The organism is Paenisporosarcina macmurdoensis (genome assembly GCF_042658845.1).
GTDB classification, from domain to species: Bacteria; Bacillota; Bacilli; order Bacillales_A; family Planococcaceae; genus Paenisporosarcina; species Paenisporosarcina macmurdoensis.
Genome location: NZ_JBHSRI010000025.1, coordinates 311,295 through 335,513, shown reverse-complemented (window position 1 = coordinate 335,513; position 24,219 = coordinate 311,295). Strand labels below are relative to the sequence as shown.

At 38.4% G+C, this 24,219-nt stretch carries 23 protein-coding genes; 8 read left to right on the top strand and 15 right to left on the bottom strand.

Features of this window, described 5'->3' with window-relative positions; genetic code table 11:
* Positions 1 to 4: 4 nt before the first annotated feature.
* The 3 genes from gntK to ACFPYN_RS15295 all read right to left on the bottom strand — a co-directional run bounded on the left by gntK (position 5) and on the right by ACFPYN_RS15295 (position 3,734).
* Positions 5 to 1,549, bottom strand: coding sequence for a gluconokinase (gene gntK, locus ACFPYN_RS15305; protein WP_377735362.1), 1,545 nt, complete (start codon positions 1,547 to 1,549; stop codon positions 5 to 7).
* Position 1,550: 1 nt separating this feature from the next.
* Entirely contained in the window at positions 1,551 to 2,273 is a 723-nt protein-coding gene (locus tag ACFPYN_RS15300) for a GntR family transcriptional regulator (protein ID WP_377735361.1), read from the bottom strand.
* 198 nt (positions 2,274 to 2,471) lie between these two features.
* A complete protein-coding gene (locus tag ACFPYN_RS15295) occupies positions 2,472 to 3,734 on the bottom strand; it encodes an ATP-binding protein (RefSeq protein WP_377735360.1) in 1,263 nt (420 codons plus the stop codon).
* Between the two features lie 388 nt (positions 3,735 to 4,122).
* On the opposite strand from ACFPYN_RS15295, the gene ACFPYN_RS15290 reads away from it, so the two are divergent.
* Positions 4,123 to 5,508 (top strand): alkaline phosphatase, encoded by a 1,386-nt coding sequence (locus ACFPYN_RS15290; protein ID WP_377735359.1) that lies wholly within the window; start codon positions 4,123 to 4,125, stop codon positions 5,506 to 5,508.
* Positions 5,509 to 5,610: 102 nt separating this feature from the next.
* On the top strand, positions 5,611 to 6,240 hold the full coding sequence (locus ACFPYN_RS15285; RefSeq protein ID WP_377735357.1) for a hypothetical protein: 630 nt from the start codon (positions 5,611 to 5,613) through the stop codon (positions 6,238 to 6,240).
* Positions 6,241 to 6,284: 44 nt separating this feature from the next.
* Here the strand turns inward: ACFPYN_RS15285 and ACFPYN_RS15280 are convergent, their stop codons facing one another.
* From ACFPYN_RS15280 to ACFPYN_RS15250, 7 genes are all read right to left on the bottom strand, one after another.
* Positions 6,285 to 7,637 carry a glucoamylase family protein gene (locus ACFPYN_RS15280; RefSeq protein WP_377735356.1) on the bottom strand — a complete coding sequence of 451 codons (1,353 nt, stop codon included), beginning with the start codon at positions 7,635 to 7,637 and terminating at the stop codon, positions 6,285 to 6,287.
* Between the two features lie 408 nt (positions 7,638 to 8,045).
* Positions 8,046 to 10,067 carry a penicillin-binding transpeptidase domain-containing protein gene (locus ACFPYN_RS15275; RefSeq protein ID WP_377735354.1) on the bottom strand — a complete coding sequence of 674 codons (2,022 nt, stop codon included), beginning with the start codon at positions 10,065 to 10,067 and terminating at the stop codon, positions 8,046 to 8,048.
* Positions 10,068 to 10,329: 262 nt separating this feature from the next.
* On the bottom strand, positions 10,330 to 11,175 hold the full coding sequence (dat, locus tag ACFPYN_RS15270) for a D-amino-acid transaminase (protein ID WP_377735353.1): 846 nt from the start codon (positions 11,173 to 11,175) through the stop codon (positions 10,330 to 10,332).
* Between the two features lie 406 nt (positions 11,176 to 11,581).
* Positions 11,582 to 12,589: a FecCD family ABC transporter permease gene (locus ACFPYN_RS15265; RefSeq protein ID WP_377735352.1), complete on the bottom strand. Its 1,008-nt coding sequence runs from the start codon at positions 12,587 to 12,589 to the stop codon at positions 11,582 to 11,584.
* Entirely contained in the window at positions 12,586 to 13,596 is a 1,011-nt protein-coding gene (locus ACFPYN_RS15260) for a FecCD family ABC transporter permease (RefSeq protein ID WP_377735351.1), read from the bottom strand. The genes ACFPYN_RS15265 and ACFPYN_RS15260 overlap by 4 nt, the downstream gene beginning before the upstream one ends.
* 3 nt (positions 13,597 to 13,599) lie before the next feature.
* Positions 13,600 to 14,529, bottom strand: coding sequence for an iron-hydroxamate ABC transporter substrate-binding protein (locus ACFPYN_RS15255; protein ID WP_377735349.1), 930 nt, complete (start codon positions 14,527 to 14,529; stop codon positions 13,600 to 13,602).
* Between the two features lie 6 nt (positions 14,530 to 14,535).
* On the bottom strand, positions 14,536 to 15,327 hold the full coding sequence (locus ACFPYN_RS15250) for an ABC transporter ATP-binding protein (protein WP_377735348.1): 792 nt from the start codon (positions 15,325 to 15,327) through the stop codon (positions 14,536 to 14,538).
* A 158-nt stretch (positions 15,328 to 15,485) separates the two neighbouring features.
* Here ACFPYN_RS15250 and ACFPYN_RS15245 point away from each other — a divergent pair, with 158 nt between their 5' ends.
* The 5 genes from ACFPYN_RS15245 to ACFPYN_RS15225 all read left to right on the top strand — a co-directional run bounded on the left by ACFPYN_RS15245 (position 15,486) and on the right by ACFPYN_RS15225 (position 19,217).
* A complete protein-coding gene (locus tag ACFPYN_RS15245; protein ID WP_377735347.1) occupies positions 15,486 to 16,553 on the top strand; it encodes an NAD(P)/FAD-dependent oxidoreductase in 1,068 nt (355 codons plus the stop codon).
* 341 nt (positions 16,554 to 16,894) lie between these two features.
* Positions 16,895 to 17,857, top strand: a complete 963-nt coding sequence (locus ACFPYN_RS15240) for a S8 family peptidase (protein ID WP_377735345.1) — start codon at positions 16,895 to 16,897, stop codon at positions 17,855 to 17,857.
* Between the two features lie 223 nt (positions 17,858 to 18,080).
* Positions 18,081 to 18,251: a YvrJ family protein gene (locus ACFPYN_RS15235; RefSeq protein ID WP_377735344.1), complete on the top strand. Its 171-nt coding sequence runs from the start codon at positions 18,081 to 18,083 to the stop codon at positions 18,249 to 18,251.
* A gap of 85 nt (positions 18,252 to 18,336) precedes the next feature.
* On the top strand, positions 18,337 to 18,939 hold the full coding sequence (locus ACFPYN_RS15230) for a sigma-70 family RNA polymerase sigma factor (protein WP_377735343.1): 603 nt from the start codon (positions 18,337 to 18,339) through the stop codon (positions 18,937 to 18,939).
* Between the two features lie 17 nt (positions 18,940 to 18,956).
* Positions 18,957 to 19,217 (top strand): helix-turn-helix domain-containing protein, encoded by a 261-nt coding sequence (locus ACFPYN_RS15225; protein WP_377735342.1) that lies wholly within the window; start codon positions 18,957 to 18,959, stop codon positions 19,215 to 19,217.
* Between the two features lie 374 nt (positions 19,218 to 19,591).
* Here ACFPYN_RS15225 and solA read toward each other — a convergent pair whose 3' ends face one another.
* Both solA and ACFPYN_RS15215 read right to left on the bottom strand, forming a co-directional pair.
* Positions 19,592 to 20,719: an N-methyl-L-tryptophan oxidase gene (solA, locus tag ACFPYN_RS15220; protein WP_377735341.1), complete on the bottom strand. Its 1,128-nt coding sequence runs from the start codon at positions 20,717 to 20,719 to the stop codon at positions 19,592 to 19,594.
* Between the two features lie 562 nt (positions 20,720 to 21,281).
* Complete coding sequence (locus tag ACFPYN_RS15215) at positions 21,282 to 22,220, bottom strand: acetamidase/formamidase family protein (protein ID WP_377735340.1); 939 nt, start codon at positions 22,218 to 22,220, stop codon at positions 21,282 to 21,284.
* A gap of 189 nt (positions 22,221 to 22,409) precedes the next feature.
* Here ACFPYN_RS15215 and ACFPYN_RS15210 point away from each other — a divergent pair, with 189 nt between their 5' ends.
* The gene (locus tag ACFPYN_RS15210) at positions 22,410 to 22,742 is read left to right on the top strand and encodes a hypothetical protein (RefSeq protein ID WP_377735338.1); all 333 of its coding nucleotides are present in this window, start codon (positions 22,410 to 22,412) and stop codon (positions 22,740 to 22,742) included.
* 139 nt (positions 22,743 to 22,881) lie between these two features.
* On the opposite strand, the gene ACFPYN_RS15205 is transcribed toward ACFPYN_RS15210, so the two are convergent.
* From ACFPYN_RS15205 to ACFPYN_RS15195, 3 genes are all read right to left on the bottom strand, one after another.
* Positions 22,882 to 23,526 (bottom strand): DUF2238 domain-containing protein, encoded by a 645-nt coding sequence (locus ACFPYN_RS15205; protein WP_377735337.1) that lies wholly within the window; start codon positions 23,524 to 23,526, stop codon positions 22,882 to 22,884.
* Positions 23,527 to 23,611: 85 nt separating this feature from the next.
* Positions 23,612 to 23,812, bottom strand: coding sequence for a hypothetical protein (locus tag ACFPYN_RS15200; RefSeq protein WP_377735336.1), 201 nt, complete (start codon positions 23,810 to 23,812; stop codon positions 23,612 to 23,614).
* A 4-nt stretch (positions 23,813 to 23,816) separates the two neighbouring features.
* Positions 23,817 to 24,122 (bottom strand): DUF6933 domain-containing protein, encoded by a 306-nt coding sequence (locus tag ACFPYN_RS15195; RefSeq protein ID WP_377735335.1) that lies wholly within the window; start codon positions 24,120 to 24,122, stop codon positions 23,817 to 23,819.
* Positions 24,123 to 24,219: the final 97 nt, after the last annotated feature.

The following is a 24,219-nucleotide window of genomic DNA, read 5'->3' as shown; positions in this document are numbered from 1 at the left end:
ATTTCTATTTATTGATTAAACTTCTTTGATATTTTGCAATACTTGTGTATTCTTTTTCCAAAACTCTCGATAAATTAATGAATATCGGCAACAATTCACGGTATTCCTTTACATCTGATTCTATCGGCGTGTGTTTAAATGTGCTGCCAATCATGTCAGAAACTACATCAAATGAATCGACTTTGCCCGTTGCATATAGCCCTAAAATACAAGCACCTAGACATGAGCTTTCATAACTTTCCGGAACAACTACTTCCAGATCAAAAATATCAGCCATCATTTGGCGCCAAACATCCGATCTTGCGAAGCCGCCAGTTGCTTGAATACGGACAACAGGCTCATCCATTACTTCTAGTAACGCTAAAAATACGGTGTATAAATTGTAAATGACACCTTCTAACGCAGCTCGAATCATATGTTCTTTTTTATGCGACATCGTCAAACCAAAAAATGAACCTCGAACATCGGGATTCCATAATGGAGCACGTTCACCCGCTAAGTATGGATGGAATAACAACCCATCCGAACCTGGTCGTACACGTTCAGCAATCTTGGTTAACACTTCATATGGGTCAATGCCTAGTCTCTTCGCAGTCTCTACTTCTGACGATGCAAATTCATCCCGAATCCAGCGAAGAACCATACCACCATTATTGACAGGACCACCAATGACCCAGTGTTTCTCAGTCAATGCATAACAGAATATCCGACCTTTTTCGTCCGTTTGAGGACGGTCAATAATCGTTCGAATCGCGCCACTCGTACCAATCGTTACCGCTACCTCACCCTTGCCAATGGCGTTTACACCAATATTCGAAAGGACACCGTCACTAGCGCCAATAACAAATGCAGTTTGTGCACTTATCCCAATCTTCCGTGCAATGTCGGGGTTGCAATTCGTGAAAATCTCGGTCGTCGGCACAAGTTCAGATAGCTGCTCAGGCGTAACACCTGCAATTTGCAATGCTTCTTCGTCCCAATCTAAATTTTTAAGATTCATCATACCCATAGCTGAAGCCAAAGAATGATCTACCACATATCGATCAAAGAACTTTTTAAAAATGAATTCTTTAATGCCAATATATTTCTTCGCTTTGGTAGCTATTTCAGGTCGATCATTCACAATCCACGTTATTTTACTTAACGGTGACATCGGGTGAATAGGTGTCCCCGTTCGTTTATATACTTCATGACCATTTAACTCTTCTTTTATTTTACGAGTCCAAGCTTCACTTCGATTATCCGCCCACGTAATACACTGCGTTAGCGGTTGATCATGTTCATCGATCACAATCACGCTATGCATGGCACTACTAAAAGAAATAAACAATAATTTTTCCGGGGATATATGAGAGTGTGCCATTATATTTTTAATTGCTTGTAAGACACCCTGATAGATTTCTTCCGGATTCTGTTCTGCCGTCGAAATATCTGGTGTATGAAGGGGATAACCAATATTCTCTTGTTGAATAATTTCACCTTTTTCGGTAAATAACACAGCTTTCGTGCTGGTCGTTCCTATATCTACACCTAACATATAGTTCGTCATTTTATTGCTCCCTTTCTGTAGTGAGCATTTGTTGGGACATCCAAAGGTCATCAACTGTCCCTTGCACATCTTCAAAGTTTTGATGTAAAGCTTGAATCATAATCTCTCTATCCTTTGTTTCAATTGCATTAATATAAATTTCATGATTTTTCAAGATGCGTAAAAAATCATCCGACTTTTCCTCTATACGCATCCGCATTGATAACAGAATCAAACTCTCCATTACTGGTTTCGTGTTATTCCAAATCAGCAGGATATAGGAATGATCAATTGATCGAATGATCGTTTCATGAAACAACACATCTTGATAAGAAAACTCATCTGCATCTTTATATTTAATAGCGACTTCCATCATCTCGCGTATTTTACTAAGCTCTCTTACTAGCTCGCTGGTATCTATTTTCAAAATCCGTTCGTAAACAAATGTTTCAATCAGTAAACGGACATCGTAAATTTCTTTTATATCCTGATCAGATAAGCCAACTACAACCGCACCCATTCGTTCCAAGCGGATAATATTTTCAGAAGCCAATATCTTTAGAGCTTCCCTGATTGGGGATCGGCTAACTTCAAATTCTGCGGCTAATTTATTCTCTGATAAAACGCTACCCTGTTGAATCACGCCTGAAATAATCCGAATTCTAAGCTCACACGCCAAACGTACTCCGGTGGAAGCGTTTGCATTCCATTTCGCAGGATATATAAATGTATTTGATTTAGTCATGACACCACATCCTCAAATTAAAGTCTGCATACTTGTATACAAGTATGATAGTACACATATCCGAAATTGTAAACGCTTTTATGTCACCTCAGATAGCGGACTCCTTGAGACATTGGTATGGGAAATAAAAGACTAGACACTCTTTTCCATATGAAAAGGCGGCTGAAGATGTTAATTCAGCCGCCCACTGTCCTTAGATTAATAAGCCATAGGGAATTCTATTGTAAAAGATGTCCATTTCCCAACTTCACTGTCCACGCTGATATGACCATCCATACCTTTGATTAGGCTAAACGACACCATCATGCCAAGGCCGGTTCCGTTGTTCTTCATCGTAAAATAAGGTTCACCTAAACGATTGATTTGTTGTTGAGTCATACCCTTTCCTTCGTCTCGTATTTTAATACGCACTACTGGGTAATCCACAACTGAGTTGATGATTAATTTCCCACCCTTCGGCATCGATTCAATTCCATTTTTCACGATATTAATCAATGATTGCTCAAGTTTTTTTCGATCTCCTGAAATATAGTTCTGATTACTCTCATCCAAATTGGTGAAGATTTGAACATCCTGCATATTTGCCAACGGTGTCAGAACGTTTACGACATTGTGGACTTCTTGGAAAACGGAGACTTTTTCTACCTTCTCTGGAGCGGGTTTCGCAAACGTCAAATAATCATTGATGATATCTGAAGCCCGGTCTAGCTCCTGTATTGCCGTACCTAAGTATTGTTTGACCTCAGGTGATTTTTCTTGTTCATAGGAAAGTTGCAAAAACCCTTTGCACGTCGTCAACGGGTTTCTCACTTCATGCGAAATACTCGCAGCAAGATGGCTGACCACTTCTAATTTCTCCGCTTTTATAAGTTTCTCCAACATATCTGAATTCATTCGAATCACTTCAATCAAAAGGGTCGCCAAAAGCGTTCCCACAATTGTGATGACAAAATATTGAACCCACATATTAGCACTCAAATTAATATTAAATAGTAGGAATGTCGTAAAATAAGTGACTTGAGTCGATAAAATGACCAATAATACACTCATCCATACCTTTTTCACTAATGCCATTTTTAAATAATAGCGGGATACATAGTTCACGATAATAGCCAGGAGGGTATACGTGATGATTGATATGTAAAATCCTGTATTTGCTCCCCACAACAAATAACGAATCAAAAGCATGGATAACAATAGAATAAAAGCAGTATTTTTTCTTCCATATAGAATGCCGATGATGAAAGGAATTCTCCGCAAATCCCAGAATAGCCCATCCCCCACTGAAAAAGGAAAAAGCATACAAAGTATGATTGATACGACGGAAAGAATGGTAACAAGGATATCTTTCAACTTATCAATTCTATATACAATCTTCAGTAAATAAATCATTTGCAGTAAAAATAAAGGAAGAAGGATGAATAGAAAATTTATAAGCAAATCTTTTGTGATAATTCCCATTTCGTCACCTGACCTTTTTACTCAGAGATTCTCTATAAGATAATACCATGTATTAATATAAATTATTTGAATTTTCCAATTAAAGTATTACCTATTCCTCACCGATCTTGCAATATTATTTTAATAACATTTTATTTTTTCTTATATTTGGAATAAAGATTGGAGAAATATCTAATGTTCTTAATGATTTATTGTGCATCTCTTAGGAAAGCTAATTTTTAATTACATAACTCATTTCGGCAAAACAATTACTTCAAGATAGTAAAAACGACTTAAATCAACCAATATTTAATAACTACTGCATTTACAAAACCATAACATCACCTTCATAGAGTATTAAAACTACTAGTCTATACTCGGTATATCAAAGGATTAGGAGGAATGATGAATGTTTAATAACAACTTCAAAAAGAAACTTATCCCTTTAGCAGTTATGACATCTGTTGCATTTGCTAGCTTAGGAGGGTCTATCCCTTCTGCAGAAGCAAAAGAAAAGAAGGGCAACGATCCTGAAATTAAAAATGTCATCTTTTTAATTGGAGATGGTATGGGAGTTTCTTATACAACTGCATACCGTTATCTACAAGACAGTCCTAAAACGAAATTCGCAGATCGCACGGAGCTTGATAAATATCTTGTAGGTCTGCAAATGACCTATCCAGAAGACCCATTACAAAACATAACTGACTCTGCTTCGGCTGCAACCGCAATGTCTGCAGGAATTAAAACATACAATAGCGCCATTGCTGTAGATAATGATGGTTCACAAGTGAAAACTGTATTGGAAGCTGCGAAAGCACAAGGAAAAGCAACTGGACTTGTTGCCACATCTGAAATTACTCATGCAACTCCAGCTTCATTTGGAGCACATGATGAAAGTCGTCAAAACATGAATGCGATTGCTGATGATTATTATGATGATTTAGTGAATGGTAAACATAAAGTAGATGTTCTTCTTGGTGGAGGCACTGATTTATTTGACCGAAAAGATCGTAACCTTATTGAAGAATTTAAAAAGGATGGCTATAGTCATATAACAAGTAAAGACGAATTATTAAATGATACAAACAAACAAGTTCTTGGCCTATTCTCTGACCGTGGAATGCCAAAAATGATTGACCGTTCAGAGGAAACGCCTTCTTTAGGTGACATGACCACTTCGGCTATTGACCGTTTAAATCAAGACAAGGATGGTTTCTTCTTAATGGTTGAAGGAAGCCAAATTGACTGGGCTGGGCATGACAATGACATCGTTTCTGCGATGAGTGAAATGGAAGACTTTGATAAAGCATTTAAAGCAGCAATTGAATTTGCGAAAAAGGACAAGCATACATTAGTTGTCGCAACTGCTGATCACTCCACTGGTGGTTATTCTATCGGTTCAGATGGCATTTATAACTGGTTTGGTGAGCCTATTAAAGCAGCCAAACGCACACCTGATTTCATGGCGAAAGAAATCGTGAATGGTGCAGACGTAGAAGAAACACTGGCAAAATATATTGAACTTGAGTTAACGACTAGTGAAATTCAATCTGTGAAGGATGCATCTACTAAGAAAGAAGTAGATATTGATAATGCGATTGAAAAAATCTTTGACGATCGATCTAATACAGGTTGGACTACTAGTGGTCATACCGGCGAGGACGTTCCTGTATATGCCTTTGGACCTGGCGCGGCGCGTTTTGCAGGACAAATTGACAATACAGACAACGCAAAAATTATTTTTGATATTTTACAAAAAGGGAAGAACAAAACAGTTATTGAAGACAAATAAGTCTCTACTTACAACTTGACCAATATAGATAGAAGGGTCTGACTGTTACATAAAAAGTCAGGCCTTCTTTTTTAAAATGAATGCATTGTAGGAGGGTTACTTTTGAAAAAACATATTGCCCTATTGGGGTTATTAACTCTAGTCATATCAGGTTGTTCCAATAATACCGTGGCCTCTGTAAAAGAGAAACCAGCAAATATCGATTATTTGAATGACTACTATTCAAATCCACAGGTCCCAGACGACCGAACACTAATAGAAGTTGATCAAACCGTGTCAGATGAAAAAGGTGAAGCTACGTTAAAGGCCATTAAACAAGTGAATAAGACGTATTCAGATGGTCCAATAAAACTCACAGTCAAAGACATGAAATTGATTCATCTAAGACCAGACTACAGTTTAATTGATTATTTCCATGCGTTAACACAAAAAGAGGAATTTGATTTTGTTAAAGTATTTATAGAGATTGAGAATAAGTATCCAGAAAAAGTGAATTTTGCACCAATAGCTCTTATTGAAACCAGCACAGGCGAAAAATTAAATTGGGAAAATGATATCTATCTTGAAGATTTAAACGGAGAAATAAAAGGCAATGAAACAAAAAAAGGGAATATAGGGTTTATTGTAGAGTCTTCAGATGATCTTGAATGGATTGAAATAACGACAAGTGATGTGTTTGATAAAGACGAAGAGAAAATCATCGAATCACAGAAAATAAAAATTAAGTTCTAGAAAACGAGCACTAGAATCCAATGATTCTAGTGCTCGAAAATATTTTAGTGAATAGAGAACACTTCTTGTTTTAATAATTCTTCTGGTCTCTTCCCAATCGGATCTTGATGGAAGTACTCACGAATCACACCGTCCTCAAGATAATTAGCAATAGACACCATAATCATCCCTTGATCGAGTGCGAGATACGCTTTTGCAATTTCTCCAGTCTCCACATTAACAGAATCATAGAAACCATATTTGCTATACATATTAAATTCTTTCAGTGCCTTAATGTTTTTCTGAACTTCTCGTGGTGCATAATCTAAAGCTAAAAATGTAGCATGCGCCGTAACGGTTGCTCCATCTTTATAGCCGGCTGTACCAAGAGGAGTAGCGGCGAATTCACTGTACCCGTCAGGCGTTGCAGCCGGTGAGAATCCCCATGCTTTATATCCTTTTTCCTTTGCATAAGCAATTTGAACATCTACATGACGCTGATTATTTAATCCTAATGCTTTTGTTCCAAGGTCTTTTTCCTTTAATACAATACCTGGCATAAGGCCTTCGAACATACTGCCTCCCCAGCTTGGAACATACTTAATTCCACTATATTCATAGTGACCTTCAAATACAGAAACCCCATCATATTGTGTGGTATATCCATTTGGAATCTGTGCTTGCCAATCCCATTCTTGAGGCAGAGTTCGGTACATCTTCCACCAGTGTTCTTTTGGTACGTCCCCTTTACCTATCGAAATATAACTTCCAACACGGGGCTCCGTGTAAAACATTCCATAATGATGGTCTGTTAGTTTTCCTGCGGCCACGTCATAACCACCACGGAACTGACCAACTTCTGCGTCATAAAGTGTTGAATAATCCATGTTTTTAACTAGATCACTTGTTTGTTCGTTCAATTCTGTATACGCTTGTCCAACGACCATTAATCCTGCAGAAAGCCAACCATTATCCACTTGAGAGATAAATTGTCCCCAGTCTTTTTTAAGGGACCCATCTTTCGTGTAGTACCAGTTGTAATAAAGACCATTCCATTTATCTAGCTTTTCTAAAGTGTTTATTGATACTTGAAGTCGTTTAACAGCATCCTTTCTCGTAATAATACCCATCTGTTCCGCTGATACTGTACTCATCATATACATCGCAATATTTGTTGGAGATGTATGAGCTGCTACTGTCTTTTGTTCATTAGTAAAACGCACCTCATCGTAAGTCATCCCTGTTTTTGGGTCTGTATGATCTTGAAAATATTTATACGTTTTCTTTGCAACCGCTTTCAATTCAGCTTGTAAAGCAGCCTCTTTTCCAAAATTACTTGCTGAAGCATTGGGTGTGAGTATTAAGTTGATAAAAAAGCTAAATACGATCAGGAAGCTTACAAATTTCACTTTATTCATGATTTGCTCCTCTCAGATTTCAAAAATTGTTGTTGTCGAAACGTTTCAACAACAGTTTAACATGAAACTTAATGTTATTTCTCAATATTCTGTTAATTAGTTAATTACTCACATTGACCTTTAGGTATAACGAATCGAAAATACTTCTGGTTCAAAGTTATATTGGGCTATAGAAAGTACATTCTGGTAAATTAATGGGGCAGCGCAAACCGACTTCAAAAATGAGGAACTGGTGTCTTTCTCCAGTGGAATGCTGTCTCTCTCCAAGCGAATGGACAGAAAACGTCTGTGAGTGGATGAAAAATAATCTCAAACTTCAAAGGTGTAGCCTTACAAACTTAAACTTTAAAAAGACTCTATAGCCTAAGTTGGCTAATAGAGTCTTTACAAATTGATATGAAATTCGTTTTATTCTCCACTACCTGGTGCAAATATAGTGGAAGCGAGTTCAGCGACATAAGCACTGCCATCATTATCTTCTACACCCTCGATCATCATAGCAAGTATGAACGTAGGATTTTCGGAGTTATAAGTAACAAAAAACCCATTTTCCTTACCTCTTTCTTCTCCCCCTGCTTTTAGTTCAGCTGTACCGGTCTTTCCTGCGAGTGGAACTGACGGAAGATTGGCTGCTGGAGCAAAGCCATCTACGACAACATTGCGTAAGCTCTTGCGAAGAATCGCCGCATTTTCAGCACTGACAAGTCCTTCTTTCCACACTTGACTCTTTTCTTCATCCATTAACAATGTCGGCTTGTACATAACACCATCCGTTATAAAGACTTCATACATCGAAGCAAGATGCAAAATATTCGTCAACATCTCCCCTTGCCCAAATGATGTATCCGCAAGACGTCCTAGAGAACCAATTTTGCCGTCATTTGAAATTTGCGAAGCCTCCAAATTATTAACGTACGGCATTTCTTCTCCAAAACCAAAGCCCTTTAGCCCCTCAATGAAAGATTCATATCCCATATCAAGCGCTTCCCGAGCAAAATAAATATTGTCAGAATAGACAAGTGCTTTATTCAAATCAATTGGATTCGGTGCTTCTGCATGGACACGAGTTACTTTGTAATCCCCTCCCCAAGATGGATCGCTCCAGGTTGGCCCTTTAATCGTTAAACCTTCAGTCGGGTCAAGAGTTCCAGCTTCCATCCCAATAGCAGCAGTGATGGGCTTTATTGTTGAACCTGGCGCATAAGAATACGCAAACCGTGTTAATAGTGGATTCAAAGGTCTTCCCTTTAGTTCCTCGAGCTTTTCACCACTCATGCCGAGCATAAATTCGCTCGGATCAAAGCCTGGCGAACTCACAAGAGCAAGTGTTTCACCGGTTTTCGGATTGACAGCAGCACTTGTACCCGCTTCACCTTTCATGGCTTGATACGTTTTTTTCTGCAACTCAGCGTCAATCGTCAATGAAACCGTTTCGCCATTTACAGCAGGTATTTCAGCAACCGTAATCGTCTCAGCGCCTTTTTCAGGCGGCTTGATATAGATACGTACTCCACTCGAACCACGAAGCCTATCTTCCAATAACAACTCCATCCCTTGACGACCGATGAGGTCAGCTTCTGTATAGCCTTTGACTTTTCGTTTCTCTAATTGTTCAGCTGTAATGACTCCTATATAACCCGTCAAGTGAGATAATGCTTCTCTATAAGGATACTCACGCATAGGTGTTTTCTGGTACGTGACTCCTTTAATTTTAATGGCCTCGTCTAATAATGAAGTTTCATGTTTTGCTACTTTTTCAATCGGCACAAAATCAATTGGCCTAACCCAACTCTGATTTAACTGGCGATCAATATACTCAACGGATGTACCCAACAGCTCTGCAAGCTTGGTCTTACTTGTTTCATCCGTGAACTTTTCTGGTACAACACCTATTTCTTCCCCTTCACCGTTTATCGCTATGGATAGTCCGTTTCGGTCAAGAATTTCTCCTCGTGCGGGCTTGCTAGTAGCAATCCCTACCGTATCCTTTTCTCCAAGTTCTGGGAAAATAAATGATGTATCCCACTTCACAAACCAATTTTCATCCTCATCACGCGATTCGTTCACCAACGTGATTGTTTTCTCAAATTCCACTGGTCCAGCAACTGTATCCATAGACACTTTTATCGGAAAATCTGCAGGTTTCTCTATATCCCATTCCTTATCCTTCGCTGGTTTTGTATAAGTTACTTTGACGTTTTTAATGCCCAAATCCTTTTGCAGACCTTCTTGCCTCTCCACAAAATTTTCAGTACTAAAAACTTCTTTCGTCCCTTTGTTCAGATAGTCTTTGTACATGGTAGCAAATTCACCCTTATTCCAGTGACCTACATATTCCGCTAGTCGGTCCTCTGGTGTCACTTTTTCCTGACACCCTGCTAAGAGGATGGTTAATAGAATGAACAATGCGCCCATTAATCTTTTTTTCATATCATAACCCCCATTATTAATCAGTTCATTTATGGCACTAAATCACTTTATATGATCCTTAATCACTAATTCAAAGTAAAACAAATCAACCATTTCACCTATTCACACTTGTCTATTAATGGTAACATATTGGCATAAATTACGCTTTAATTACCAATTTTCAAATAGAAGTTGAAACTCATTTATATAGAAAGAAGCGACTAAAATTGAGGAGTCAATTTTAGTCGCTTCTTTCATATTCTCATTTGATTTTATGTCTAAATCAATTGGTGCCACTATTAAAGACGATACGATGTTCAAATGCTTGTTGTAATGCTCGCGTGACGAGGCCAGGTTGACCTGTGCCTATTAGAGTTTGATCAATTCGAATAACCGGACATATTTCAATCGCGGTGCTCGTGACAAAAACTTCGTCCGCTTCTAGCAATTCATTAACGGTAAATGCCTCTTCAACAACTCGAAGACCATTCTCTCTTGCCATTTGTAGGACTCCAATTCTCGTAATCCCGTTCAAAATCAGATTGTTTATTGGATGAGTATAGATTACATTTCTTTCAACGATATAGACATTTGTTGAACTTCCTTCTGACACCGTCGAGCCTCGATGCATGATGGCTTCATCACAGCCATGTTTTTTTGCCTGCTGTTTCGCTAGAACATTTGCCAGTAAGTTTAAACTTTTAATGTCACAACGCTTCCAGCGAATATCCTCTGTTAGAATCGCCTGAATACCATGGGTTGTTTTTTCCAAAGGACGCTCTCCCAGTTGAGTATAAGCAACCAACACTGAAGTAGTGTTTCCAGGGAAATGGTGCATTCTTTGTGATACACCACGTGTAATTTGTACATAAATGAATCCATTCATGAGCCCATTTTTTTCAACAAGTCTTGTCAAATTACGAGTGATTTTCTCCAACGCATACGGCAAGGGCAATTCGATTTTTAACGCGCTAAGTTTAAGTCGTTGCATATGACTATCCATTTCAAAACAAATACCATCATATACGCGAATAAACTCATATACTCCATCTCCGAACTGGTAGCCGCGATCCTCAATATCTACGAATGCATCATCCCGTTCAGTAAAACGTTCATTGTGTAAAATCATGCGCTTTCCTCCCTTATACGAGTGAAGACATATAAAATCAAACACCTCATATCCTGAATCGATATGAGGTGTTATGACCATGCCTTACAAAACCTTGCCCTTTTCCACGATCACCTTGCTAAATAATATGGGGCTAGCAGCTAGATTATTCATAACGTTATTTCTCTACTGAAAATAAACGCTTTTATTATAAATACTGACTTTACTGTTGATTTCCGTTACAACGCTTTCATGTTGAAGCTAGAGTAGCGATGCAGAAGATGCTTTCCGCGGGCAGTCCATACTCACCCTAGGAAAGCGTTGTTGTTTTTCGGAAAATCATCAGCAATATATTAAATTAGGCTTAAATAAAAAATGCCCCATTCAATCGCAAGTTGCGAATGAACAGAGCATTTTCTAGTGATATTTATTTCTTCGTTAGTAAATAGATAAAGTAAGGTGCACCGATTAATGCCACCATAACCCCAGCAGGAAGGCCAGTCGGTTCTACGATATTACGACCGATGGTGTCCGCAATAAGTAGAAGCCAACCACCAATCAATAAACTAAGGGGTAAAAACAACTGGTGACGTGGTCCAACTAACGTTCGAGCAATATGGGGTGCCATCAAGCCGATGAATGAAATCCCACCAGTTACTGACACGGCTGAAGCAGCTAATGCAACTGCCGCTAATGTCAGCACAATTCGTTCTTTTTGTACTGATAAGCCAACGCCAATTGCTACCGGTTCACCTAAGCCAAGAATGTTTAAGCGGTTCGCTTTCATCAAAGAAAAAGGCACGAGTACAATTAGCCATGGCAAGATTGCTAAGACAAATGGCCAATCTGTTCCCCAAATATCACCAGCAAGCCACCGTGCGATGAAATCTACTTTGATACGATCAGCAGAAGAAATCATCACAATCATTACGCCTGACAAAGCCATTGATAATCCAACGCCAACTAATACAAGGCGCACTGGCTGCATGCCGGTCGTTCGGCTGTAAGAAAAGACATAAATAATGACTGCCGTTAGCAATGCACCAAGAAAGGCTACAAATGGCAACATGTAAATGAATGAACCTGCCTCTGCAGGAAAGTATAAAAAGAAAATCGCAACAGCAACACCAGCACCTGAATTGATGCCAATAATTCCGGGATCAGCTAATTCATTACGGGTAATTCCCTGTAACAAAGCACCTGATAATGCAAGGGCCATTCCTGCTAGAAGGGTGATGACGATACGTGGCAAACGCACCGAGAATAGTACGAATTCTTCTTTAAATTCCCCTTGTCCAAGGATGGTCGGTATAATTCGATCGTATGAAACGGAAGAATACCCGAGACCAAGCCCAATTACGGCAGTAGCAGTAATCAATAAAGAAAAGACGATGAGCAGTATACGTTGTTTTCGAATAATAGATGCATCTATCATGAGAAACTTTGCCCTCCTTTGCGTACAATGTACAAGAAGAATGGTAAGCCCATAATAGCTACTACAGCCGCCACGGGTGTTTCATAGGGAGCATTAATAGTACGTGCTACGGTATCCGCGAGCAACATGAAAGCCGCTCCAAGTATGGCAGACATCGGAAGAACAAAGCGATAGTCCGTGCCGACGATTGCCCGCACAATATGTGGTACCATCAGACCGAAAAAAGCAAGATTCCCAACAAGTGCAACAGAGGCACCCGTTAATATAATGACAAGAACAAACAATATCGATTTGATTAAACGTACACGTTGGCCGAGCCCAACTGCCATCTCTTCACTTAACGATAGAATGGTTAGTTGCCGTGCACACATCATTGAGATCAATACACCTACCAGAACAATTGGTGCAATTAACAGCACTTGATTCCACGTCGTTCCGATCATGCCACCAGCAGTCCACATAGAAACTTGTTGCGATATTTTAAAATATAATCCGATTCCTTCAGCAATAGCATAGAGAAAAGCCGAAATGGTTGCTCCCGCAAGCACGATGCGTAGTGTCGTGAATCCTTCTGGATGAAATGAACTGAAGCCGAAAACGAGAATAGCTCCTACTGCAGCTCCTGCAAAACACGCAAGCATCACGCCAAAATAACTAACCGTTGGCCAAAATGCTAACGTAATAGCCAACGCAGCATTAGCACCGGCAGTTAGACCGAGCAAACCTGGATCGGCAAGAGGGTTACGAGTCATCCCCTGAATAATAGCGCCTGAAACGGCAAGAGCCGCCCCAATTAAGGCAGCGGCTACTTCTCGCGGAAAACGAATTTCCCGTAACATAATGGCTTGGTCATTCGGGGCAGTTGATAGTAAGGCAGACAAGACATCTTTTAAAGTCGTATCGGCCGCTCCGAAAACTAACGCCATGCCGAAAAGTACTATCATCAGAATCAAGCTCATCCCAAGTTTTATTGAATAAGGTATGCGTTGAATCCGATAATTGAACATGCTTTAATTCGCCAAGAACGATTCTTTGAAGAATTCCAATTGATAATCCAGTGTTAACGGATCATTGAAGTAAAACTCCATTGCATCAACAGTAAACAACTGATTGTTTTTCACTGCTGGGATATTCTTAAATGTTTCTGTACCTTCAAATGAATTGTCAGCATCTTTATGTTTGCTGAAGATTAAATAATCACCGACATACTCCGGTAATACTTCTGCAGATAAAGCATAATAACCATCCTTCAATGCCATTTCTATTACTTTCTCAGGCATTTTTAGACCCATTTCTTGATAAAGGATTTCTGTACCGCGGCCCCAGTTGTCGCCGAATACATACAATTCTTTATCGAAGCTTTCAATAACAGTAACCGTCGCATCTTCTCCGATTTTCGCTTTGATTTCATCGCCTGCTTCTTGAGTACGTGTTTTAAAATCATCTACCCAAGCTTGTGCTTCTTCTTCTTTATTCAGTAATTTCCCAATTTCAACATGCTGCGTCAAGTAATCTACTGCACCATATGTAAATGTTACGGTAGGAGCAATTTCGTTCAGTTTATCTATATTTTTAATGTTTGACAGACCGACAATTAAATCTGGTTCTAATTCAATGATTTTTTCTAGATTATCGTCTGTTACTTCATCAACGCCTTCTAATTTTTCTACAAAGCGTGGATTCATTTTCGACCATGAGTCTACTCCTACTAGAGGAACATCAAGCGCCATGACGTTACCGGCAAATGAAGATAGAACTAATACTCGTTGTGGATCAGCCGGTACTTCTACTGGTCCATTTTCAGATTCATATGTAATCGTTGTTGGTTCTGAATTTTTTTCTTCTTTGTCTGTTGATGTGCCTTCTTCTTTAGTACCTCCGCATGCAGCTAAAGCAAACATTGCAAGTAAAGCTATGAATAGTAATGATAATTTTTTCATTTTCTGTCATTCTCCTCTTACTAAATTATAGGTAATGCAAATCGGTTTCCCAGTACGTGGATCTTCGCCAATTTCAGCATCTATTTGAAACAGTTCACGCAATACAGGTTTAGTGATGATTTCTTCACTTGATCCCGACTTTACGATCTTTCCAAACTTCATGCCGATAATGTAATCTGCGAAACGAGCTGCGTGGTTTAAATCATGTAGCACCATGACAATTGTCCGTTTTTCCGTGGCGTTCAATTGCTGAAGTAATTCCAATATTTCGAGCTGATGCGCCATATCCAGATAGGTTGTTGGTTCGTCCAGGAAAATCATATCTGTTTCCTGAGCAAGGGCCAAGGCTATCCACACACGTTGACGCTGACCACCCGACAGTGAATCGACAGGATGTGACTTAAAGAATTTAGTACCGGTTACCTCGAGTGCCCAGTCAATCATATCTAAATCCTTTTGGGTTAAGCGACCGAACCGATTCTGATGTGGAAACCGTCCATATGAAACTAGTTCACCAACAGTGAGTGCCCCTGCACTTTCAGGAGTTTGAGGCAGAACCGCAATTTTTTGTGCCAAGAGTTTTGTAGGTTCTTTGACAATACTTTCACCATCCAGAACGATGGAACCCTTTTGATGGGGAATAATACGCGTCATTGCTTTTAATAAGGTGGATTTCCCACAGCCATTGGGACCGATAATGACGGTGATTTTTTCATCTGGAATGGAAACAGACAAATTATCAACAATTGTTCGATCACCATATTTGATTTGCAAGTCCTTCGCTTCAAGCCGAACCATTTTCAACCTCCTTTCAACAAGTTATGTATATTAACTGATAACGATTATCAATATCATTTACAAACTAACTATAATGTTGTAAGCTAAACCTGTCAATAGCACTATATAAAAAAATCAAAATCATGAATATTGGCCAGTTGAGGAAGGATTGAAAATATATGAATCACTTAGATGTATTTGATGTAACCATCATTGGTGGAGGTCCTGCCGGCTTATATGCCAGTTTTTATAGCGGGTTGCGTGGATTAAAAACGAAAATCATTGAGTTCCAACCTCAACTTGGCGGTAAAATTCATGTCTATCCCGAGAAAATGATTTGGGATGTTGGCGGACACCCTCCCCTCCCAGGTGCGATGCTAATCGAAAAACTTGTTGAACAAGGATTAACTTTTCAACCCACCGTTGTACTGAACACGAAAGTAGAAGCGATTCATCAGGGTGACGATCGAATTTTCGAATTGGTCACTGATTCAAATGAACAACATTATTCCAAAACGATCATCGTTGCAATCGGCAGCGGTATCCTTACCCCTCAAAAACTACAAATTGAAGGGGCCGATCGATTTGAAGTGAGTAACTTGAACTACACCATTAAATCCTTGATGCACTTTAAAGATAAAACCGTCGTGATTTCTGGTGGCGGAAATTCAGCAATTGACTGGGCTAACGAACTCTCCCCTATTGCCAAACAAGTAATTGTGATTTACAGAAAAGGCGATTTCACTGGACATGAAGCACAAGTCACCAAGCTTTTTGAAAGCAATGCAATCTGCATGTTCCACTCGTCGATTTCGAAATTAATTGCTTCTGGAGACAATTCAACAATTGAAACCGTTGAAGTAACACACGCCAACTCAGGGGAAATACAGTACTTGTCAGTCGATGAAATTGTCATTAACCACGGCTATGAACGTGATATCGCTCTGCTTGAAAACAGTCCGATCCAATTGGAATTAGCGGATGGTTCGTATATCGCGGGCAGTATTAATAGCGAAGCATCTATTCCCGGTATATTTGCAGCTGGCGATATTTTAAAACATGACGCTAAACTAAACTTGATTGCAGGTACCTTCCAAGATGCTGCTAATGCAGTGAATAAAGCTAAGCAGTATATTGAACCTAGCGCAGATAGCTTCGCAATGGTGTCTTCACATAATGACGTCTTCAAGAACCGCAATAAAGAGATCGTGAAGCAGATGGTTCAAGAAACCATGACAACTCATTAAAGAATTTTTCCTTATACTCCCATAAAAAAATGGCGACTGAAATTTTCATTTCAGTCGCCATTTTTTCTATTTACTGTCCCTCTTGAAGGCTTCTTACCCATAAATAAATCGATTAGCATGTGCTTTTTTTGTTATTACAATCTACTATTTTTAATTATCAAATCCTGTCGAGACTTATCAAAAAGTAAAATTTTATACATTATTTTAGTAAATTTCAAGAAAATAAGCCTATTTTAACACCCTCTAAAATCCTACATTGTAATCTATTAATTTTTTTTCAAAATTAATACAATTAAAGGACATCAAGAAGCGGCTTAACCAAAAAACTGAGGAGGGAGAACATGGAAAACTATGTACGATTATTCCCATACGAATTAGTAGAGCAGTTGGAAACGGTAAATGAGATACCCAAAGGGGTTGAAATTATTCAAGCCCCTGAGATTTGGCCGGAAACAAAAGGAAAAGGAATCACTGTAGCAGTTTTGGATACAGGCTGTGATACGGATCATCCAGATTTAATGGATCGAATCATTGGTGGTTACAATTTCACAAAAGATGATGGTGGAGATTCCTTAAAATTCGAAGATTATAATGGGCATGGCACACATGTTGCGGGAACAATTGCCGCCACACTTAATAACAGTGGTGTTGTTGGAGTCGCGCCAGAAGCAAACTTATTAATCTTGAAGGTACTTGGGAAAAATGGTTCAGGGCAATATGCTTGGATTATAAAAGCCATCCAATACGCAATCGATCAAAAAGTAGACATTATCTCGATGTCACTTGGTGGACCGAATGATGTAAAGGCACTTCATGATGTAATAATTGAAGCCGTAAATCAAAACATTTTAGTAGTATGTGCAGCAGGCAATGATGGCGATGGTAAAGATTCGACCGATGAATTTGGATATCCTGGATTCTACAACGAAGTGATTAGCGTAGGTGCAGTTAATCTAGAGCGGAAATCATCTGGATTTACCAATTCGAATAACCAAGTTGATTTAGTAGCGCCTGGAGAGAAAATAATTTCAACCTATCTCAATGGAACATATGCCACTTTAAGCGGTACATCAATGGCTACTCCACATGTATCTGGGGCATTGGCATTATTAAAAGTGATATCTAACGCAGCATTTGAAAGAGACCTAACTGTTCCTGAATTGTATTCTCAACTCATAAAAAGAACAGTACCACTTGGGAACTCGCCAAATATTGAAGGAAACGGTCTTGTTTATTTAACACTGTTGGATTATGTGAAAAAAGTGTTTGATCAACCGACAGTAAGAGCGCTGATAAGTATATAAAGAATAAACAGATGCCCCGTACTTTCAATTAAGGCATCTGTTTTTTCATATATTTAATTAAAGCGTCTATCACACATTTACCGGTAATATGATTTAACTCTTTTATTTAGAACTCTTTAGTCCACTAAAAATTTTTTATAAAGTCCCTTCTAAACGTTGTGAAAAATTTCAATCGTTCTTCTTTAATAAATAACAACCAATAAAAAGAAGGAGTGGATAGTTCATGAATGCATTAGATGTTCCAGTATGGACAGCAATTTTAGGGAATTTTGGCTTTCCGATTGCGATTACTGTTTATCTTTTTTATCGCTTTGAGAAAAAAATCGAAAACTTAGAAGTTGTCATATTTGAGCTAAATGAAGTAATAAAAGATAGTTACCACAAATTTAGTTGAAGAATTGGAGGAATGATAAACAAGAAGACTTTATCTTTTTTTTACCGCTTAACCGAACTAATGTTCTTTGCGGGGGGGTTATAATTTGAATGAGTTATTCAGTAGTTCTAGTACCAATCAAAGTGTTGAAAACTACCTTAATAAATTTGAAAAACATCTTCAAAATCCAGTGATAAAATCATTTTTAGAAATCTCGGAAAATATGGATCTATTAGTAGAAGTAATTAACCATCCAACGAACTTGTCAAAGAAAAAACTAGATGATACGTTCAGAGAATTTTACTTCAAAATTAGATTTACCAACTATTTGTCTCAAGCCATTTACTTTAATGCAATAAATTATGATAAGAAAGTAAACTTATTTTTAGAAAGGAATAAGTCGATACTGGATTGTCAGCTAAAAGACGGTGATGTAACGTTACTTGACTATTTAGCTTCAAAAGAATGGCAAGAAGGACAAGAAGTATGTATCGATTCGTCCAATATTGCTGATCATTTAACAAGTTATTCCTTATTTAAAGCAATTCAACTTTTAACAGAAAATCAGCGTCAACTGCTAAATTTAGCTTATATCTATGGTTTAAATGATTCGGAAATCGCTGTTTATCTAAATAAGTCCCAACAAGCAGTATCTAGAAGTCATAGAAAAGCATTAAAAAAGCTAAAAGAACTCATTGAAAACGAGTAGAGAAGGAAGGGGTAGAAATGAGTGAAAGTTTATATACACTCGTAAAGCAATCCAAAACGGATAACAACTCTCTCGAAATCGTTATTGAATTATTTTCACCGAAAATCGACCGATCATTGCAACAAACAAAATGGCAATACAGAGAAGATTTATCCCAAGAATTAAAAATTAAACTGTTGGATTGTATTAGAAATTATGAAGTTGAAAACACACCCGGATATTTTCAAATGTTAGATATCCTTGAAGAAAAGGGCATTCAATATTACCAGGGTGGATAAGCTTTATCGTTGTCCAGCGTCGGTGGCATAGCCAAGCTTCAAGGAAAAGGTCTGCACTCCCTTTTTCCTAGGTTCGACTCCGAGTGTCACCTTCATAACGAAATGTAGATTATCATAATAAACCGAATGATTCATTTTGCAAAATGAAATTAAGAGACTTGCAATGTTTTTTACAAAGCATTACAATCAAAATTTTTATTCCGTTTATACGTGATAACGCATTCGTTAGTCATTTCCCCGTTGTATGTATTGATACGAAACGAGATTTGAATAAAAGAGACTTTTTGGTTATGAAAAGGATGTGCGAACTTAACAAGTCCACATCCTTTTTTCTAATTTGCTAAACTTCGCTCCATTTACATTACTTAGCCTCTTCAATTCTTAATGAATCTCCCCATTTTAAATGGTGAAATATCGTGTTCACTTTTCCCTTCGATAATCAGTTCGCTTAAAATTTTCCCCACTACACTGCTGAATTTAAAACCGTGCCCAGAAAAACCAGCTGCAATGGCAACATGTGAATGATTTGGATGTAAGTCGATAATAAAATCTTCATCTGGTGTCAACGTATACATGCAAGGCTCCCCATACTTCAATGGTCCGTGATGAGGCATGTACTGCTGCAGAAAGCGACGTAAATCTCCTTCGTCGTCTTCATCGAATGTTCTTCTTGGATCGTCCGGATTTATTTTCTCTCCACCATCATGTCGACCTACTTTTAAACCAACGTTATCTATACTAGGGAAACCATAATAAAATCCTTCTGGTGTTTCAAAACTAAAGGCAGGAAAATCCTGTTGACCGTAAAGCGTCTCATCAACATCAAACCAAGCAAAGGTCTTTCTTATGGGTTCAAGAGGGAGTTTTAGACCCACCATAGAAAGGAGATTCCCTGCCCAAGCACCGGCCGAAACGACTAAAGCATCTCCTTCATACTTATTTCCCTCTGTCTTAATTGTTACACTGTTTTCATGAATCTCAATATCTAAAACTCTACTATTCGTTACAATCGTAGCTCCATGTAACTCCGCTAGTTCCCTATATCCTTCAATACATTCTCCACATTTCAATACACCCGAAGTAGTCTCAAAACACCCAATCATATCGCTCGATAAAGACATTCCAGGCCATTTCCGATTCACTTCAGCCGATTCCATCACATGAACGGGTAAAGCGAATTTCTCTGCACTAGACAATACACTCTTGATGAACTCCGATTCTGCCACTCCTACATTGAGCACGCCTGTTTGGAGAAAAATTTCCTTACCTGTCTCTTTCGCTAAATCATTCCATAACTCTTTAGCCTTCAACGCTAATGGAACATACTCTTCCCCTTCACCATATGCATATCGAATAATCCTTGTATCCCCGTGATGACTCCCTTTGTCATGTGGCGGATTGAAAGAATCTACTAATAATGTTGTCTTTCCACTTTTAGCAAAAAAATACCCCGCTGCCATCCCCATCGAACCTGCACCCACAATAATTACATCATAATGCATTTTGTCCTACCTCCTCAGATCAGTTATGCCTATATTCTTTTCTTTCTTATTTTCTAGTTTAAGCATTGATTCGACAAACATTTCCCAGGAAATAAATCCTTTTTCGACATGATTTGATAACCATATAGCCTTCTAATGGATGCCTTGAGAAAGTTATACAATTACTAAAAATAAAATTCTACCTTGAGTAGAGAGATGTTGGATTTCACAAATGAAAGGGTAGGTTCCGATGACAACAAAATTCAAACTACGGCGATTAGCCGAAGAATAAAATTGGCAAAAAACACTCATTTGGTTGGAAAGTAGTCATAGTTGGTCGGAAACACTAAACAAATATGTGGAAACCAATCAGAGCTGGTCGAAAACATAGCTAAGTTGGTTGGAAACACCACCCTAATGGTCGGAAAACTAAAACACATACTTGATTATCGCAACCTTAAAAAAGATAAACTGTCATCTTATACTGAAATATTGGGAGAAAAGATCATGACAAAACCATAACAATTGGTGGATGTTGCTTCTGGTATATGATTCCCCCCTTTGATGCGCATCCAGCCAATCCCTATTTCCGTATGGCCCCATGAGGCAAGATGGCATGGACACCTTTTACTCCATTTACCACTTGAGTAATTCGCAGATCTACAGCAACACTTGCTAGAGCTGTTGCCTCTACCTTTTGAATCCCATAAAATTGTTGCATCAGCATGACCATTTCATCAAGTGCTACAGCCGCTGCTTCATTTAAATCCTCATTGAATCCAAACGTAATCCATCCTGCTGGCGTATTGGCTCTCGGCATTGTCAGTTCCATATCATCTCTAACTCGCAATGTGATATCCACTACATCCATCGGACATTCAATGGCAGTTCCAGAACTTTCGCCATCCCCTTGCAATGCATGACCGTCCCCAATGGAGAATAAAGCTCCCTCCACCGTTATAGGCAAGAAGATGCTGCTCCCTCTCACCAATTCTTTACAGTCAATATTCCCTCCACAATAGCGAGGTGGAGACGTGGAATGAATACCAGGATCAACTGGGGCAACGCCCATTACCCCCATAAATGGAGACAATCCTACATGAAATGTCTGACCGCCTATTTTCCCACTACCCGTCATGGTCGTTGCATCTAATTCCCAGTCAACTTGTAACCTTTCTGTATCAATCAGTCCAAGTTTTTCGTTTTGCCAACTTGGAATGCCTCCTGCCCAATTACGTCCATACCAACCAGGTATAAGTTCATTTACTCTCACTTCTAACACCATTCCCGGTTTTGCATTACGAATGGAGACAGGTCCTATCATCGGATGTCCTGGCTTTTCTTCCTTCTCCCTTGATACAAAGGTAGTTCTTTCCTCTTGTTTAGAGCCAGAATATCCCCATTGAATATCAAGTGTTTTTAACTGAATCGTATCGCCAGAATCAATGGTTAAGATTGGTTCATACTCGTTATTAAAAGATCCATGTAAGTTTTTCGTTTCGAGTTCTAATTTATGTATCATGCTAGCTCACTCCTTCTTTAAATAACTTAAAAACAACGTCTTTCTATAATAATTGTAGCAAATTAATAGTATTTTTTTCATCCACGGGTACTGACACTAATTATCTACTACTTGCTATGCATACAATAATAATAGTAATAAGAGGAGGTTATTATCATAAATAGAAAATTTGATTGGCTGCCTGTCATCTTGTTTTCATTAATTGCTCAATACATCACCCAACAATTGTTGCTATTTGTTGAAGCTTCAATCGATCACTCCATGTCAGTGGCGTTAATTATTAAAATTATTTTCTTCATTGTTGCGCTTGTTGGAGGGATAGTCGCCAGTCACTTTTACATCAAGAACTGGCCGCATATTGGTGGGATTTCCGCAGCTCTCTTCATCGTTCTAAGTCAATTGTATGTTGGCAATAGTACTATTAGCGGTTATGCACTACTTGTATTGCTAGTTGCTTATTTGGTTGGCTATGTAGGCGCGATTTTGTACACGAATAAATTAGCTCACAGACGGTTTAAGTAAGTTTATTTGAAAACGCCTGAAAAAGCCTTACACCTGTTCAATGTACTTGACGTAAAATCAAACAAAATGAAAACACCTCCTCGTTGTATCTAGTTACCAACGGCAAATGGAGGTGTTTTTCATATGGTTCGAATATTTTTTACTGTTTACTAGTTAACTGCCGGTCTTTTAGCTTTTTTAACTGCAGATTATGTAGTTTTGAAAAAATGATTAATGTCAGAACTGAACCAATTAAGGCAAATGACATATCCCATTGAGCGTCCCATTCGTCACCTTGCATACCCAAAAAATCTTCTGTCGCTTTTTTAGCGTAAGGTAATTTTGTACTCAACCATTCGACGATTTCATACAAAGCCGCAATGGCCAAAACGATACTTGTGGAAATCGCAAACAACCAAGTGCCTTTTGTTAGTGGGGTATTCCTAATTAAGATTTCTCTCACCACAATGACAGACAAGCCTTTTAGAAAATGCCCAAAGCGATCATAATGATTTCGCTGCAAATTAAATTCATCTTTGATCCAATTAAATAGTGGAACTTCAGCATACGTGTAGTGGCCACCTATAAACGTAAGAATGGATAATATGGCGATTACCCAATATGAAAGAGAAGTGAGTCGGAATTTTTTATAAGTTAATATGATAATAATTAAAGCCACCACTGACGGGCCAGCCTCAGCCGCCCAAGTCCAAAATACTGCAGGCTTAATAACAGACCATATCAAAACAAAGATAACAACGACAAGTAAAGAAATATGAAGTTTTGTCCCTTTATCAAAATTCACGATACTCACTCCTTCCGCTCAACAGTATGCGAAAAAAAAGAATGAGGTATACATATACGCACTAGGAATGTTAAGCATAGATCCTTTAACTTTTCGAAAATCGATTCTCCATCTCTTGAATCATCATCCTAGTCGAATAAAACAATGGAAGTTTTAACATTGGAACCTTATTCAATGACCGATTTATTATAGGGACATTAAGCATCCCATCACCTTGTTGCATGCATTCAATATAATAGATGGAGTCATTCATTTGACCTATAATGGTGCGTTCACTTGTTTTCATATATTCAATCCCATCCAACTGTTGTATATATTGTTCTATAAAATTTGATTTTGATCCCATCAGCCTCTAGATTCTCTTGAATTCCTGAATAGATCATCTCATCTACATTTTTTATATCTTTTGCCACTACCGGACCTAGTACAAAAACATAGCGAGTTTGACTATTCATGACCATCACGTACTTCTTACGTTTAATTAAGAATAGATGGGCATGCCAAGAGTAAAACAAATCCTGCGTTTCGTTTGGCTTGCTCGTAAGATTTTTCTTCAAATAATCTCCTAGTTTCTTCGTGCATTGAATCACCAACATCTGACCATCCCCTTTTCTCAGTAAATTAGCTGCTGAAGATGAACTTTCAGTCGTCGTTTGCCATTATTGATGCAATTATAGCAACCAATTATTTATT

Bases quoted from the DNA above. Each gene is read 5' to 3' on its own strand.
- gntK (WP_377735362.1), bottom strand. From the start codon at position 1,549: ATGACGAACTATATGTTAGGTGTAGATATAGGAACGACCAGCACGAAA.
- ACFPYN_RS15300 (WP_377735361.1), bottom strand. From the start codon at position 2,273: ATGACTAAATCAAATACATTTATATATCCTGCGAAATGGAATGCAAAC.
- ACFPYN_RS15295 (WP_377735360.1), bottom strand. From the start codon at position 3,734: ATGGGAATTATCACAAAAGATTTGCTTATAAATTTTCTATTCATCCTT.
- ACFPYN_RS15290 (WP_377735359.1), top strand. From the start codon at position 4,123: ATGTTTAATAACAACTTCAAAAAGAAACTTATCCCTTTAGCAGTTATG.
- ACFPYN_RS15280 (WP_377735356.1), bottom strand. From the start codon at position 7,637: ATGAATAAAGTGAAATTTGTAAGCTTCCTGATCGTATTTAGCTTTTTT.
- ACFPYN_RS15275 (WP_377735354.1), bottom strand. From the start codon at position 10,067: ATGAAAAAAAGATTAATGGGCGCATTGTTCATTCTATTAACCATCCTC.
- dat (WP_377735353.1), bottom strand. From the start codon at position 11,175: ATGATTTTACACAATGAACGTTTTACTGAACGGGATGATGCATTCGTA.
- ACFPYN_RS15265 (WP_377735352.1), bottom strand. From the start codon at position 12,589: ATGATAGATGCATCTATTATTCGAAAACAACGTATACTGCTCATCGTC.
- ACFPYN_RS15260 (WP_377735351.1), bottom strand. From the start codon at position 13,596: ATGTTCAATTATCGGATTCAACGCATACCTTATTCAATAAAACTTGGG.
- ACFPYN_RS15255 (WP_377735349.1), bottom strand. From the start codon at position 14,529: ATGAAAAAATTATCATTACTATTCATAGCTTTACTTGCAATGTTTGCT.
- ACFPYN_RS15250 (WP_377735348.1), bottom strand. From the start codon at position 15,327: ATGGTTCGGCTTGAAGCGAAGGACTTGCAAATCAAATATGGTGATCGA.
- ACFPYN_RS15245 (WP_377735347.1), top strand. From the start codon at position 15,486: ATGAATCACTTAGATGTATTTGATGTAACCATCATTGGTGGAGGTCCT.
- ACFPYN_RS15240 (WP_377735345.1), top strand. From the start codon at position 16,895: ATGGAAAACTATGTACGATTATTCCCATACGAATTAGTAGAGCAGTTG.
- ACFPYN_RS15235 (WP_377735344.1), top strand. From the start codon at position 18,081: ATGAATGCATTAGATGTTCCAGTATGGACAGCAATTTTAGGGAATTTT.
- ACFPYN_RS15225 (WP_377735342.1), top strand. From the start codon at position 18,957: ATGAGTGAAAGTTTATATACACTCGTAAAGCAATCCAAAACGGATAAC.
- solA (WP_377735341.1), bottom strand. From the start codon at position 20,719: ATGCATTATGATGTAATTATTGTGGGTGCAGGTTCGATGGGGATGGCA.
- ACFPYN_RS15215 (WP_377735340.1), bottom strand. From the start codon at position 22,220: ATGATACATAAATTAGAACTCGAAACGAAAAACTTACATGGATCTTTT.
- ACFPYN_RS15200 (WP_377735336.1), bottom strand. From the start codon at position 23,812: ATGAAAACAAGTGAACGCACCATTATAGGTCAAATGAATGACTCCATC.
- ACFPYN_RS15195 (WP_377735335.1), bottom strand. From the start codon at position 24,122: ATGTTGGTGATTCAATGCACGAAGAAACTAGGAGATTATTTGAAGAAA.